Annotated in this window: 10 protein-coding genes; 4 read left to right on the top strand and 6 right to left on the bottom strand. The window is 63.0% G+C overall.

The features are described from left to right. Positions 1–60: 60 nt before the first annotated feature. On the bottom strand, positions 61–933 hold the full coding sequence (locus tag C266_RS03180; protein WP_010807848.1) for a hypothetical protein: 873 nt from the start codon (positions 931–933) through the stop codon (positions 61–63). A 367-nt stretch (positions 934–1,300) separates the two neighbouring features. On the opposite strand from C266_RS03180, the gene C266_RS03175 reads away from it, so the two are divergent. Next, entirely contained in the window at positions 1,301–1,789 is a 489-nt protein-coding gene (locus C266_RS03175; protein WP_010807847.1) for a MarR family winged helix-turn-helix transcriptional regulator, read from the top strand. 83 nt (positions 1,790–1,872) lie between these two features. Further along, positions 1,873–3,417 (top strand): MDR family MFS transporter, encoded by a 1,545-nt coding sequence (locus C266_RS03170; RefSeq protein ID WP_036661240.1) that lies wholly within the window; start codon positions 1,873–1,875, stop codon positions 3,415–3,417. A gap of 21 nt (positions 3,418–3,438) precedes the next feature. Here C266_RS03170 and C266_RS03165 read toward each other — a convergent pair whose 3' ends face one another. Then, the gene (locus tag C266_RS03165; RefSeq protein ID WP_051126113.1) at positions 3,439–3,849 is read right to left on the bottom strand and encodes a hypothetical protein; all 411 of its coding nucleotides are present in this window, start codon (positions 3,847–3,849) and stop codon (positions 3,439–3,441) included. A gap of 392 nt (positions 3,850–4,241) precedes the next feature. Here C266_RS03165 and C266_RS03160 point away from each other — a divergent pair, with 392 nt between their 5' ends. Further along, positions 4,242–6,842 carry an autotransporter outer membrane beta-barrel domain-containing protein gene (locus C266_RS03160; protein ID WP_246831130.1) on the top strand — a complete coding sequence of 867 codons (2,601 nt, stop codon included), beginning with the start codon at positions 4,242–4,244 and terminating at the stop codon, positions 6,840–6,842. A gap of 386 nt (positions 6,843–7,228) precedes the next feature. Then, positions 7,229–8,017: a hypothetical protein gene (locus C266_RS03155; protein ID WP_010807843.1), complete on the top strand. Its 789-nt coding sequence runs from the start codon at positions 7,229–7,231 to the stop codon at positions 8,015–8,017. A 55-nt stretch (positions 8,018–8,072) separates the two neighbouring features. Here the strand turns inward: C266_RS03155 and C266_RS03150 are convergent, their stop codons facing one another. The 4 genes from C266_RS03150 to C266_RS03135 form a co-directional block, all read right to left on the bottom strand. Further along, the gene (locus C266_RS03150) at positions 8,073–9,314 is read right to left on the bottom strand and encodes a GGDEF domain-containing protein (protein ID WP_010807842.1); all 1,242 of its coding nucleotides are present in this window, start codon (positions 9,312–9,314) and stop codon (positions 8,073–8,075) included. A gap of 385 nt (positions 9,315–9,699) precedes the next feature. Then, entirely contained in the window at positions 9,700–10,551 is an 852-nt protein-coding gene (locus C266_RS03145) for an IclR family transcriptional regulator (RefSeq protein ID WP_144265690.1), read from the bottom strand. Positions 10,552–10,677: 126 nt separating this feature from the next. Continuing rightward, positions 10,678–12,321, bottom strand: coding sequence for an AMP-binding protein (locus C266_RS03140; protein WP_010807840.1), 1,644 nt, complete (start codon positions 12,319–12,321; stop codon positions 10,678–10,680). A gap of 17 nt (positions 12,322–12,338) precedes the next feature. Then, positions 12,339–14,084 carry an ABC transporter permease subunit gene (locus C266_RS03135; protein ID WP_010807839.1) on the bottom strand — a complete coding sequence of 582 codons (1,746 nt, stop codon included), beginning with the start codon at positions 14,082–14,084 and terminating at the stop codon, positions 12,339–12,341. Position 14,085: the final 1 nt, after the last annotated feature.

Raw genomic sequence — 14,085 nt, 5'->3', positions numbered from 1 at the left:
CCGTCGCCGCAAAAATCGCTGCCTGCGCACGACGGGATAACGTTAGTTCGAATAACGGCATTACACCGTCAGGCTAAAGCCTGATGCTACGCATCGTACCTCGTCGGCACCAAAAGATAAATCCCGCAGATGCGCGTCAATACTGGCTTCACCCGGCAGTGCACCCCGTATATCCCCCTCATCGCCCGGCCCCCCCAGCCGCAAGTCCGGGTGATGTGTCAGGCACATGTAGGCAAACAGCGGATGCCCCGCCGCCTGCCAGCGCGTGCGGGCCTGCGCCACGTCCAGCGCCAGCACGCGATGCCCGATGCCGCCCACGTGCGCCATCGGAATCAGGTCTTGCCCCGGAAACACGTCGACGAACATCAGTGCTTCGTACTGCCGATGCAATGGCGGCCGCGCCGTAATCACCATCCAGTCGATGTTGGAGAGCACGCAATACTGGTAGAACGCCTTGAACAGCGCCGTCTTGACAACGCGCCCTACCGGCCCGGCCACCACGCCGAGACGTGTCGCCTCAGCCAGCGCCGCGTTGCCCAACCACGACGGCAATGGCGCCGAGTCCTCCAGATGCAGCGACTGATAACGGTTGGTCTGAATGCGCATCGTTCCAAGCACAGCGCCGTCGAGCCTTGCGCGGGCCACGAGCACGATGGAGCCCGGCTCGCGATCGCTGGCCTCCGGCTCGCTCAATGTGGCAGCGAGTTCGGGGAGATGACGTCCGTACGCGGCCTGACGCATGGCCGCCGCGTCGCGTAATGTCGCTTCGTCCCCCGCGATGGTGACGATGAAGGGCAGTCGCTCTTCACGCATCGCACTGAGATCGGAAACCGGCGAGCGCGCGGCGGCCGGCGGCGGCGTACGAACATTACCGGCCGGCCGGTCGGTTCCGGCGATGGAAAGGACATCTGAAGCTTGTGAAAGATCAAACATGATTGACACTCCTTAAGGTCAAAAAAAGGCTGGTGCCACGCTCGGGCAATCTCCCCGATGCATCGCACCATTCCTTTCTTGATCCGCCGAGGCGAAGTGTCAAGTGCTTATTTCTCTTGGCTTTTTGCGGTTTCCTAAGCGTCTCGCGCCCACCCGGCCTCCCGTTGCGCCAACCACCCAGGGAACCCTCGTCACACCGTATAGAACCACCCCTCCCCCGTTTGACCGGCCAGTTGCTGCGGCATGGGTGTCACCTATTTACTACAGTTGCCGCATTAAGAGAGACTCTGGCAAAATACTAAACGTGTTTACTATCTGATACAGCCGGAGCCGCTCAATCGCTGCGCCGGCTTTTTTTGGCTACGACATGTCGAAGATCGATTGGTCGTCCCGTTTCGGCACGCTGGTGCATGACGTCGCGCGCGTTCACTCGCGCCTGTTCGACCGGCGCGCTCGCGGGAACTTCGATCTCACCCGGGCGCAATGCCGCGTGCTGGTGATGCTGCATCGCTATGGCGTGCAGACGCAGGCAGAACTGGCCGAACGCATGGAGTTGACGCCGATGGCACTCGTCAGACTGCTGGACCGGCTCGGGGAAAAGGGCCTCGTACGTCGCGAGCGCGACCCGAACGACAAACGCGCGCACCTGCTTTACCTGACAGAGGCTTCGGAGGCGAAGATCGACACGATCGTCGCGTTCGCCAATGTGGCGGAGCGCGAGGCGCTGGCCGACCTCACACCGGCCGAGCGTGCCGAGTTGTCGCGATTGCTGGGCAAGGTGCTGACGAACCTCACGCGTGCCGAAGCCGAATGTCCGGCCCCGGCGCGCCATTCCGAGGAGGCCGAGCCGGAGTAAGCCGCAGGGTGCAGGAGGCCACGCGTGCGAAGACAGACCCCTTCGCATCGTCATAACGACAAAAACAACGATCGACCAGAGGAATTACCGTGTCATCCCCGCAAAAGGCTGACGATCCGGGCAAGCACCGCGCGCTCGTCAGTGTGTCTGTCATGCTCGCGACGGTCTTGCAGACCCTCGACAGCACCATTGCCAACGTGGCCCTGCCTCATATGCAGGGTAGTCTTTCGGCCTCGCAGGACTCGATTACGTGGGTGCTGACGTCCTATATCGTGGCGGCCGCCATCGCGACGCCGCTCACCGGCACGCTTTGCGCCCGCTTCGGACGCCGGCGTGTCTTCCTGTGGTCGGTCGCGGGCTTCACGATTGCTTCGGCCCTGTGCGGCATGGCGCAATCGCTCACAGAGATCGTGGCGGCGCGTCTGTTCCAGGGAATTTGCGGCGCGGCGCTTGTGCCGCTTTCGCAGGCGACCATGCTCGACATCAACCCGCCGCACAAGCACGGCTCGGCGATGGCGATCTTCGGCATGGGCGTGATGGTCGGGCCGATTCTTGGACCGTCGCTCGGCGGCTGGCTTACAGACAGCTATAACTGGCGCTGGGTGTTTTACATCAACCTGCCCATCGGCCTGATCGCCTTCCTTGGCATTGCCGCCTATCTGAAAGAGCCGCCGGAGCAGAAAGCCGGTAAGTTCGATGTGCTGGGCTTCGTCACCCTGAGTCTGGCCATCGGCCTGTTGCAATTGCTGCTTGACCGGGGCGAGCAACAGGATTGGCTGAACGCCACGGAAATCTGGCTGGAGATGCTCGGCGCCATCGTCTGCTTCGCGTACTTCATCGTCCACACATGGACGGCCGGCGAGCATTCGTTCTTCGACCGGGCATTGCTGCGCGACCGGAATTTCAACACGGGCGTTATCTATATCTTCGTGGTCGGCATCATCCTTTACGCCACGCGCGCTTTGCTACCGCCGATGCTGCAAAGCCTGTTCGGCTACCCCGCGATTCTCACCGGGCTGGTCACCGCGCCCTCCGGCGCAGGCACCATGGCCGCCATGCTGATCGTCGGACGGATGGTCGGCAAGGTCGACGTTCGCTATCTGCTCGGCTTCGGCTTCGCGCTGACCGCCTATTCGCTGTATCTGATGGCCGGGTACTCGCTCACGCTGCGTCCGTCGGATATCGTCTGGCCAGGGGTCATTCAGGGTTTCGGGCTTGGCTTCGTCTTCGTGCCGCTTACCACGGTCACGTTCGCCACACTGCCTGGCACGCTGCGCGCCGACGGCGCGGCCATTTACAGCCTCTCACGCAATATCGGCAGCAGTATCGGCATCTCGGTCGTACAGACGCTGCTCACGCAGAACACACAGGTCAATCACGCCTCGCTCTCCGAGTACATCACACCGTTCACGCAAGGCGTCGAGAGTTATGCGCAGACGTATGGCGCGGCGGCGATGGCCGCGCTCAACGCCGAAGTCACCCGGCAAGCCGCGATGATCGCCTATCTGAACGATTTCAGACTCATGATGGCGCTCACGCTCGTCGTCATGCCACTGCTGCTCTTCATCCGCGTGAAGAAGAAGACGCCCGGCGAAGTAGAGGAGATGGTGCACGTGGCGGCCGACTGATCCTCTATGACGTCTACGGCGCTACGGCTTGACGCGGCGCGCTGGCGCCGCTTGCTTGCCCGGTTGGCGTGGCTTACGAGGCTTGCGTGGCTTCGGCTCCACCCCGATGCGAGGGTCCCCGGCGAGGACGCGCGCCGTCAGATGCCGCGCGACGGACTCGAACTCGGCCTCGCTTTGCGGCAAATACAGCCACTTCCCCAACACCGGGTGCGGGCGCAACACCGGCATTTCGCCCATCAGAGACGCGTGGTGCTCGCGCGACGTGCAAACGAGCAGTCCGTCCCACGGGGCGTCGCGATCAATGACGGCCAGGCATTGCACGCCGTGCACGTAGGCGACATCGGCACCGAACATTTTCCGGGGAATAAATGTTTCGTCGTTCTCCAAGGGTTCAAAAATCCAAAGCAGTGAATTGCTGATAGTCGACGGCACAGTGTTGAATTCTCGCTAAATACAATAACTAAACGCTTCGCGAAAACCATTCTGTTCGCGAAATACATGGCGAGCCCGCATTACCTGCCAAATGCTGTCGCCCATTGAACATATCGTTGTTCAAATTCCTGGAAATTCGTGAAAAACGTCTGGCCATGGGCGTCATGGCATTCAGGCATCGTTACGTTTCAAAAAAACAACATCGAAAATAATATAGCAATGCTCTCAATTGTCTTTTTTAGAAAGTCATTCTAATTTAGCGCCACGGGGATTACCAATCGTCACGGGAGTGTGCCATGCACGCCTCACCGCTCAAGATTGCGTCTCGCCCAGTTCCGATTCATCGCTGCCCGCTTCCTTTGCGGCCGCTGATTCTAGCGGTCTCGCTTTGCGTGCCTGGACTCGCTAAAGCGGCGTGCGACAACACGGCGCCTACCAGTGGTACGACCGTCACTTGCACCGGCAACGACACGAGCGTCACCGCACAGACGGGCAGCACCAACGTGAGTGTGAACGTGACCGGCGGCAGCAATGTTTCGCTGACGCGGACGCTGCCGAACACCGCCACCCTCTCCGTCGACACTTCCAGCACGATCACCAATGCCGGCACCGTCAATCTGACGGGCTCCACGGCGACCGGCCGCGGCGCGGCCATGCTCGGCACCGGCAATGGCAACACCCTCGTGAATACGTCCACAGGGGTGATTACCACCACCGGCGGACAAAACGACGGCATGGCGATCAACGGCAACAATGGCTCGCTGACCAATAACGGCACCATCACGGTGTCCGGCCCCAGCGCTTATGGCATGACGGCCGCGTGGGGGCAAGCGTCGGGGTTGGGCTTGAGCAACACGTTCGTGAACACTGGCACGGTCACCGCCAACGGTTCGGGCAGCCGCGCGATCAGCGTCGTCGGCGGACAAAGCACGGTAACGAACTCAGGCACGCTGATCACGACTGGCGGCGTGGCGTCGAACCGTTCGTTCACCGTCTTCATGCAAGGCAACAACAACAACCTCGTTAACAGCGGCTACATCGAGGCGCGCGGCGTGAACAGCGACGCCGTCGTGTCGAACACCGCCCAGGGGTTCGTATCGTCCATCGTGAATCAGGCGGGCGGGCAGATCATCAGCCGGCAGGGCTTCGGTGTTCGCACCGTCAATGGCACGATCTCCATCACCAATGCCGGCCTGATCCAGAGCGACGCGGGCACTGCCATCGCCATGAACCCGGCAGCACGCGCCAACACGCTCACCCTGCAAACCGGTTCGCAAATCATCGGCACGGCGGATGGCGGCGCAAGCGCAGTCAGCCGGTTGATCCTGCAAGGCACCGGTACGGCGAGCAACGCTTTCGTCAACTTCGGTACGCTGCTCGCGCAGGGAGACAACTGGACGTGGAGCGGCAGCGGCAACTTCACGTCCGCGCAGCTCCAGAGCGGCATCCTCAATCTGACAGGCACCCTCGGCGGCGCAACAACGTCCATCGCTGCCGGCGCAACGCTGGCCGGCACGGGCACCCTCACGGGCAATGTCACCAATCAGGGAACGATTCATCCGGGCGATGGGGCGGGCAACGCAACGCTGACACTCGTTGGCAACTACACGGGCCAGAACGGAACGCTCGCCATCGACACGGTGCTGGGCGGCGACAATTCGCGCGTGGCACCGCTCACGATCACCGGCGGCGCGATAAGCGGCAACACCACCATCGCCGTGAACAATCTGGGCGGGCTCGGCGGATTGACCACTGGAAACGGCATCCCGATGGTGCTGGCCACGGGCGGTGCGACGTCGAGCGCATCGGCCTTCACGCTCAGGGGCCCCGTCAGTGCAGGCGCCTACTCGTATTACCTGTACAAAGGCGGCACGGCGCCGGGCAGCGAGCAGAGCTGGTACCTGCGCTCGACGGTGCCTGCCAGCACGACGGTCGCCACCGTCGACCCGGTCACCGGCGCAACGGTCACAACGATCGAGGCGCCGGTCGCAGCCGCAGGCAGCCCCGCCGTGGCGCCGCCGGGTAGCGACCCGGTGCCGATCTACCGCGTTGAAGTCCCCGTGTATTCGGTCATGCCGGAACTGGCGCGCACCGCCGGTTTCGCTCAACTGGGGACGTTCCACGAACGGCAGGGACAACAAGGATTGCTCAGCGAGCGCGGTTGGCTGACCGACGGTTGGGTACGTATCTGGGGACAAACGGAGCAACTGCGCAGCAAAGGCGATGTAACACCGCAGTTCGACGGCAATATCGGCGGCGTGCAGCTCGGGCACGACGTCTTCGCCGGTCGCTCCGATAGCGGGCACAGCGATCACGTCGGCATTCTGGGCGGCTGGACCCGCGCGTCGGGCGATGTGCAGGGCCTCGCGCTCGGCGTGCGCGATACGCAAGCCGGATCGCTCGGACTCGATATGTATAGCGCCGGCGTCTACTGGACCCACGTGATGCCCGGTGGCGCGTACACCGATGCGGTGGTGCTCGCATCGGCGTTGCAATATCAGACGCGACCCGCCAGCGGCCTGAACCGCGACGTGAATGGCAAGGGGCTGTCTGCCTCGCTCGAGACCGGATGGCCCATTCCCCTCACCTCGACGCTAGCCCTTGAGCCACAGGCGCAGATCATCTGGCAACACCAGTCGATCAACGACCTCAACGACGGCATTTCCAGCGTGACGTTCGGCAAGACCAACAGTTGGCTCGCACGCCTTGGCGCCCGTCTGGAGGGCAACTACGACGGCGCGCGCGGCCTGCTGCGTCCTTATCTGCTGTTCAATCTGCTGCACGCCTTCGGCAGCGATGGCCGTGTCGTCTTCGGCGGCGCAACGCCAATCGTGACGAGTGCGAACAGCACTTCGGCGCAGTTCGGCATCGGCGTGGCGGGACGCTTCAACAAGTCCGCCAGCGTGTACGCGACGCTCGCCTATCTCACACAGCTCGACAGCACGCGTCAGCAGAGTGTCTCCGCGACGCTCGGGCTGCGCTGGACCTGGTAAGCGTCAGCCCGCCTGGCGCTTGCCGCAAACGCCATTGGCTTTTGCGCTCACCTATCAATCGAAAACCGTCAGATTTCAAACAATGAAACATCGTATTTGACGGACTATCGAATTTCGACTTTCGCCCCTCGACGTTCGCACCCGTGCGTGATGCGGCAAAGAGGCGCTCCAGATATGGCGGCCGCCGCAGAATCCGCGGGCTGACAAGACATCCGGGCGCAGCGCGAAGCCTTACCGGACGAAGCAGGTCAGGGCGAGATCGCCTCGCGATCTTTTGCGGCCTGATATCGCCCCTTCAATTGCCTCCCTCGTCCTGCACCTTTGCAAAAGAAAGACACCAACATTCGATAACTCGCGGAGCCACAATGACGATGTGCAATACCTCAATGAAGCAATCACTTCTGTGTCTCGCGGCCGGGGGGCTGCTGGCTTGTATGTCGACGGCAAATGCACAAACGACAGTCGAAGAAGCGAACAAGAGCAACAATCCGCTCAATCTTGCGCCAGCGTTCAACATCCAGAACTTTTACGCGCCGTCGATCTTCGGAACCAATACGCACACGAACGACTTTATCTTGCGCCCGACGATACCTTTCGGACCGAACCGCTTCGTGCCTGTGCCGCAGATCTTTCGCGCGACGGTGCCGATCAGTACGCGCCCCGATCCGGCGGGCGGCTACCAGACCGGACTCGGTGACATCAACCTGTTCGACATCTTCCTGCTGGACGCAGGCGGGGGGACGCAATTCGGCGTCGGCCCGTTGCTGACGATACCAACGGCGACAGACAAATCCCTGGGGACGGGGAAATGGCAGGCAGGTCTTGCCGCCGTCGGCGTGCATTCGAACAAGTCCGGCGTGTTCGGTGCGCTGGTCCAGTGGCAGCATTCGTTCGCCGGTCAGGGAGATCGTCCGACGGTGGAGTCGCTTACGGCCCAGCCTTTCATCATCTACAACCTGACGGACGGCTGGTATCTGCGCTCCACTGCGACCTGGTCCTTCGATCTGCAGCGCGGCAACTACTACATTCCCCTGGGGCTGGGTGCCGGCAAGACGTGGAAGATCGGTACCACGATCGTCAACGCGTTCCTCGAACCGCAATACTCGGTGGTGCACTCTGGCAGCGTGCCCAGATGGCAGATCCTGGGAGGTGTGAGCTTCACGTTCGGCCACTAACGGCATGTGGGCCCGCGCCGCGAACGCGAACGCCGGCCCGATGGTCGAAAGTGCGTCACCCGCCTGCCGCGGCGCGCAATGCCTGCACTTCGGCGCGAGAATCTGTGGCTGGCATGGCCGTCTCCGGCGTGTATCGCACGCAGCGATTCCGGCCAGCCGCCTTGGCCTGATAGAGCGCGCGATCTGCCCGCTGCACCAGCGACGACAATTCCCCGCGTGAGCGCTCGTCGCAGGCGATCCCGATACTCACGGTCGCGGCGACCGTTTCCCCCTGCACCATGCGGCCGGCTCGCTCGAAGGCTTCCCGCACACGTTCGGCGATCGTCTGAGCCTCGGGCGCGCCCACGCCAGGCAGGAATAGCGCGAACTCCTCGCCGCCGTAGCGTCCGAAAATATCGTCCGAGCGCAGTTGTTGCGACGCCGTGCGGGCGAACAGCAACAGCACCGTGTCGCCAAACGGATGCCCGTACGTATCGTTGATGCGTTTGAAGTGGTCCAGATCGAGCAGCAGCAAGGCCACCGGCGCGCGTGCCGCGCTATGCCGGCGCATCTGCTCGCGCGCAAGGCGCGTGAACTCAAGGCGGTTGAACGCCTGCGTCAGGCCATCGCGCGTGGCGGCGCGGTGCAGTGCGATTTCCGAGCGCTCCTTGCCCAGCGAGACCATCAGGAAGCTCGCCACCACGATCAGCACCAGCATTTCCGTCGTCGACACCTGCGGGCCGAACCACATCAGAAACTGCGGATCGCCCGGACCGAGCCACACCAGCGCCACCGCGCGCACCGCATAGAAAGATCCGTGCAACACGGCAACCACCGCCAACACGATGCTGCTCGGCAGCCGTAATCCCGAGGCCTGCCAGAACTCCTTCGCCGCCATCAGGCTGTAGAACGCCAGCAGGGAGAAGAACAGTACACCGCCGCTCCAGGCATCGAGCGGCCGGGCGAACAACCATGTCCCCCACAACAGCACCGCCGGACCGCCAAACACCGTAACCCATTGCACGCTGCGCGCATAGAAACGTCGCGCACCGCTCCATACCATCGCGAACGCGAGCGTCGCCACGGCATTGCCCAGCGGATAGAGCACCGCGAGCCGGGGGCTTCGTGCAGCAAGCAAATAGAGAATGGGCGAGAACGTCGCGAGCAGGAAAGCCAGACTCCACCAGCGCGGAGACTCGGCTTCGTCGCGACGCAAAGCGTCGAGCATGAACAGGATGCCTGTCGCAATGCTCAACAGGAAAGTCACGAACTGTAATGTCGGCAGATCCAGCGTCGGCAATGACAAACCAAGAGCCATGGCTCCGTCTCCCGTACGCGCCACAAATCCTCGGGCATGACCGCCCGGAACGCGATGCGCAATTTGAAGTACGGGGAAATGAAACCGGTCTGAGAGATCAACGGTTCGATATTCGGGTTGGAAAGTCTGGCAGCGGCTTGCGCACCGTATGCGGCGCACCGTCTGGCCGCCCCGGTCCGGCCATCGGTTTCTCAGAGAGATATCCGGCACATCGTGCCTGATCACGCGTCGTCCCTACGGCACTGTGGGTTGCGTGCCGCTACGCGCGATGCCGGAATTCCCGGAACTCAGCCTTGCTCCATACCCATGGGGCGGGATTTTAGCACGCCATTTTGAGAGGGCAACCGGCCGTCTGGCCGACCACCTGCCGGCGCGCCCGCTTCCCTTACATTTCCTGTCGACGCCGCGCCGACAACGCGCCCGCCGTCTGAATCACGAGATCGGCAAAGCGCCGCTCGTCGCGCTCGGCATTCCAGCGCACGCGGGGCACCGCAATGTTGATCGCCCCGATGGCCCTGCCGTCCTGATTCACTACGGCAGCCGCCGTCGAAATGTCGCCCATGAAGAACTCGTCTTCCGTATGCGAATACCCCTGCTTGCGAATGCGTGCGAGCCGCTCCTTGATTCTGCGCGGCTGCGTCAGGGTGACGGGGGTGAACTGTACGAGATTGGTGCGCGCCAGAATGTCGTCGATCTCGGCATCGTCGAGCGTGGCGAGCATCGCCAGCCCCGGCGCCGTGCAATACGCAGGCAGGCGCGAGCCGACAATGACGTTCGCGTTGAATACGCTGCGGCTCACGATACGCAGAACGAAAACGATGTCCGTATCCAGCCGCACCGTCAGGTTCGTGGCCTCTTCCGTCTCTGCCGCCAATTGCTGAAGATAGGGCGCTGCGCGGCTCACCAGTTCGTTCGAGACGAGATAGTGATACGTGAAATCCAGCAGCTTCGGCGAGAGTTCGTACTTCTTGCTCTGCGGGTCTTTGAGCAGATAGCCCAGCGCCGACAGCGTAAAGGTGAAGCGCTGCGCCGCACTAATGTCCAGGCCCGTGGCCACGGCAATTTCGGAGAGCGAAAGATGGCGCTTCGAGCCGTCGAACGCAGTCAGCACCTTCATCGCCTTTTCGACGGACTGAACGTAGAGTGTGGAGTCGGCTGACGGTGTGCTCGCGGCAGCCGGCGTTTCGGAGGCGCCGGCCGCTTTCGCGCGGGTGCGGGGAGTTTTGGTGGTGGCCACGATCGTTATGGAATGAGGCAGGCAGAGGGCGATTATCTCATAAAAATAACTTTATATCTTATACCGATAACCGATGAATCACCGTCATTGCCTCATCGACGGCACCGCTACCCTGCCCCGCCCCCATCACTTTGTCGCCGTCGTCTCCCACGCATCGCGGGTATCGCGTGAGAGCAGATGCTTGCGAATGCGCTCCGACGGCGTGGTTTCGAAGTGCGCGGTCTCGCGATAGTAGCGTGGCCGCTGGTAGCTGGCGAGTTTATCGGCAGCCCATTGCGAGAGCACCGTCCAGTCGACGGCCTGAGCGTCGCGGAACTGCACGTACAGCATGACATCCTGCTCGCCGATGTCGCTCGCGATACCGATGGCGGCACATGCGGCCACCGCCGGATGCCGCGCGAACACACGCTCGATCTCCCAGGCAGATACGTTCTCGCCGCGTACCCGCATGCTGTCCGTGCGACGGCCGATGAAGACCAGACTGCCGTCAGCACTGCGGCGTGCGCTGTCCCCCGTGAAGAGCTTGCCGTCGCGCAATGCCTTCGACGTGGCTTCGGGATTGTCGAGATAGCCCGGTAAAAATGCCCCTTCCACCTCGCTCGACAGGACGATTTCCCCCGGTTCACCGTCCGCCACCGGCCGTCCCTCGTCGTCGAGCAGTTCCAGCGTCAGCCACGGCAAGGCATGGCCGATGGAACCCGGCATGTCCGCGTCGTTGAGCGTGGCGAAGCTCGAACACTCCGTCATACCGTAGCACTCGCGCAACGTGCATTGCAGACGCGCTTGCGTCGCCTGCCATGCGCTGGCAGACACGCCCGCGCCCCATGCCACGCGCAGGGAATTCTGCGCCGGCTGTGCTTCGCGCGGCAGTTGCATGAGGATATCGAGGATACCGCCGAGGTAATGCAGATGCGTTGCCTGCGCGGCCGCACATTGCTGCCAGAAGCGGCTTGCGGAGAATCGCTCCACGACATGCATCTCGACATCGGCGAGAAACGGCAGCAACAACATTTGTGCGCCGCCGATGTGGCACAACGGCTCCCACAGGAACAGCCGGTCGCCATCGCGAACCTCTGCGACGCGCAGCGCGGCCTCACTGGCGATGCGCATCATGCGGTGCGTGAACAGCACGCCCTTGGGCGCGCCCGTCGTGCCCGACGTGTAGATGATGCACAGCACCGACGCGGGTGTGACGTGTGCAGCCACCGGTCTGGCACCGGCATAAGCGGCGGCTTGTGCGGTCACCTCGGCCAGCAGGCGGCGCACAACGCGCGTCCCGTGATGATCCGGCTGCTGTGCGGCAAGCGCCACACCGGCGTCCAGCACCTCGGCGAAGGCCGGTTCCGCGATGAGCAGCTTCGGCTTGGCATGGCCGAGCAGATATTCGATCCCATCGCCCTTCAGACGCGTATTGACCGGCACCCACACCAGCCCGGACAGCATGAGCGCGTAGATCAGCGCCACCTGCGCCGCGCTGTTGCCCAGCATGACGGCGACCCGGTCGCCCGGCACGAGGCCCTGCGCCGCGAACCACGCCTGAAAGGCACCGACGCGTGCTGCCATCTGCGCACGGCCGATGGCTTCGCCCTCGAACACGACGACGGGTTTGGCCGATGCTCCCTGAAGGCCCGCCATCAGCAGCGGCACGACATCGAGCCGGTCGCCCTCGGCCCGCTGGGGAAAGTACCGCGTATATGGATGCGACGGCGAAGGATGTGAAGACGACTGCGCATTCACCGGCGCAACTCGGGCAACGTTGGACATGGACATACGGAAATCCGCGGATATCAATAGCTCTTGCGTTTGAAGATCGAAGACAGCCAGACGATGAACACCATCAGGAACACCAGCGAGGTCGCGACAGCCGCCAGCGTCGGCGTGACGGCCAACTGGATGTCGTCCCACATCTGCTTGGGCAGCGTGGTGTTGATACCGCCAGAGACGAAGATGGCAATCGTCAGGTCGTCGAACGACACGATGAAAGCAAACAGGAAGGCCGAGCCCAGACTTGCGGCCATCAGCGGCAGCAACACAGTGCGCACGCGCGTGAAGGCCGAAGCGCCGAGCATCTTGGCGGCATCGTCAAGTCGCCAGTCGAAGCGCTTGAAGCTCGCCGACAGCGTGACCACGACATACGGGATCGCGAGCACGGTATGGCCGATGACCAGGCCAGCGTTGGTGCCCGCCAGTTCCCAGCGCGCAAACAGATACAGCAGACCGACGGCTACCACGATGCGCGGCACGATCAGCGGCGCGATGAACACGGCGAACAACGGCTTGCGCCAGCGCGACGGCAACCGCACAAGCGCCAGACTTGCACCGAAACCGAGAACCAGTGCCAGAGCTGCAGTGGCAAAGCCCACCCCGAGCGAGCGCAACAGCGCTGCCTGCCACACGCTCGATTCGAGGAACGCCACGAACCATTTCATCGTGAAGAGCTCAGGCGGAAATGCCACGAACGACTGCTTGGTGAAGGCCAGCGGCACCACGAAGGCGATCGGCAGCACCAGGGCAAGCACGACCGCCCACGTATAGGTCTTCAGGCCAAACCCGCCCTCCACGCGCTCGCGCCCCCACGACAGCTTGCCCGCGAGGCGTCCGATGGCGATGAGCGCGGGCAGCATGCGCCCGCCCGACCCTGCGCGGCGCTCCGGCGCCTCGCCGGCCAGCGACGACAACCCCACGACCCGGTCGTACACGTAGAACACGACAATCGAGCACAGCAGCAGCACGCTCGAGAGCGCGCCGGCGAAGCGCAGGTCGAACAGTTCCAGCACGGATGAGATGACGAGTTGCGCGACCATCGACTCACGCGGCGAACCCAGCAGCGCAGGTACGATGAAAAAGCCCAGGCTCGAGATGAAGACCAGCAATCCGGCCGCAGCGGCGCCTGCCCCCGACAGCGGCAGAAAAACGGTGAAAAAGCCGGTCGCGCGGTCGGCCCCGAGGGTCTGCGCCGCCTGCACGAGTTGCATGTTGATGCCGCGCATGATCGGCAGCATGGTCATGACCGCGAGCGGCAGCATGGCGTGCACCATGCCGATCAGCACACCGGTGAGCGACGGCGCCAGTGTGCTCGTGCTGTCGATCAGACCGAGATGCGTCGCCACGACCGTCAGCAAACCTGTCTTGGAGAGCAGCAGCATCCACGCATACGTCTTGACGAGATAACTCGTCCAGAACGGCAGCACGATCCACAGCAACCAGCGCTCGCGCGAGCGCGCCGGCAGACGCGCCAACAGGTACGCCACCGGATAGCCGAGCAAGACGGAGAGTGCTGCTGTGAGAAAAGCGATCCAGAATGTCGAGGCCAGCACTTTGACGTACACGGCCGAATGCGTCATACGGGCAAACTGCGCGACCGAGAGCACGCCGTCGCCATCGTACAGGCCGCCTTGCAGAATCTCGACGACCGGCACGATGAAGAACACTGCGAGGAACAGTAACGCGGGCAAGGCCGGCAGCCACCGGGCCAGATGCTGCGGCCAGGCAATACGGGGCCCCGCCTGAGGCAGGCGTTGAACAAGCCACATG

The organism is Pandoraea sp. SD6-2 (genome assembly GCF_000389825.1).
Lineage (GTDB): Bacteria > Pseudomonadota > Gammaproteobacteria > Burkholderiales > Burkholderiaceae > Pandoraea > Pandoraea communis.
The sequence above is the reverse complement of the archived record's forward strand: the minus strand, read 5'-3'. Positions and strand labels throughout refer to the sequence as shown.

Coding starts and splice junctions, on each gene's coding strand:
- C266_RS03175 (WP_010807847.1), top strand. CDS start 1,301: ATGTCGAAGATCGATTGGTCGTCCCGTTTCGGCACGCTGGTGCATGAC.
- C266_RS03140 (WP_010807840.1), bottom strand. CDS start 12,321: ATGTCCATGTCCAACGTTGCCCGAGTTGCGCCGGTGAATGCGCAGTCG.
- C266_RS03150 (WP_010807842.1), bottom strand. CDS start 9,314: ATGGCTCTTGGTTTGTCATTGCCGACGCTGGATCTGCCGACATTACAG.
- C266_RS03180 (WP_010807848.1), bottom strand. CDS start 933: ATGTTTGATCTTTCACAAGCTTCAGATGTCCTTTCCATCGCCGGAACC.
- C266_RS03135 (WP_010807839.1), bottom strand. CDS start 14,084: ATGTGGCTTGTTCAACGCCTGCCTCAGGCGGGGCCCCGTATTGCCTGG.
- C266_RS03155 (WP_010807843.1), top strand. CDS start 7,229: ATGAAGCAATCACTTCTGTGTCTCGCGGCCGGGGGGCTGCTGGCTTGT.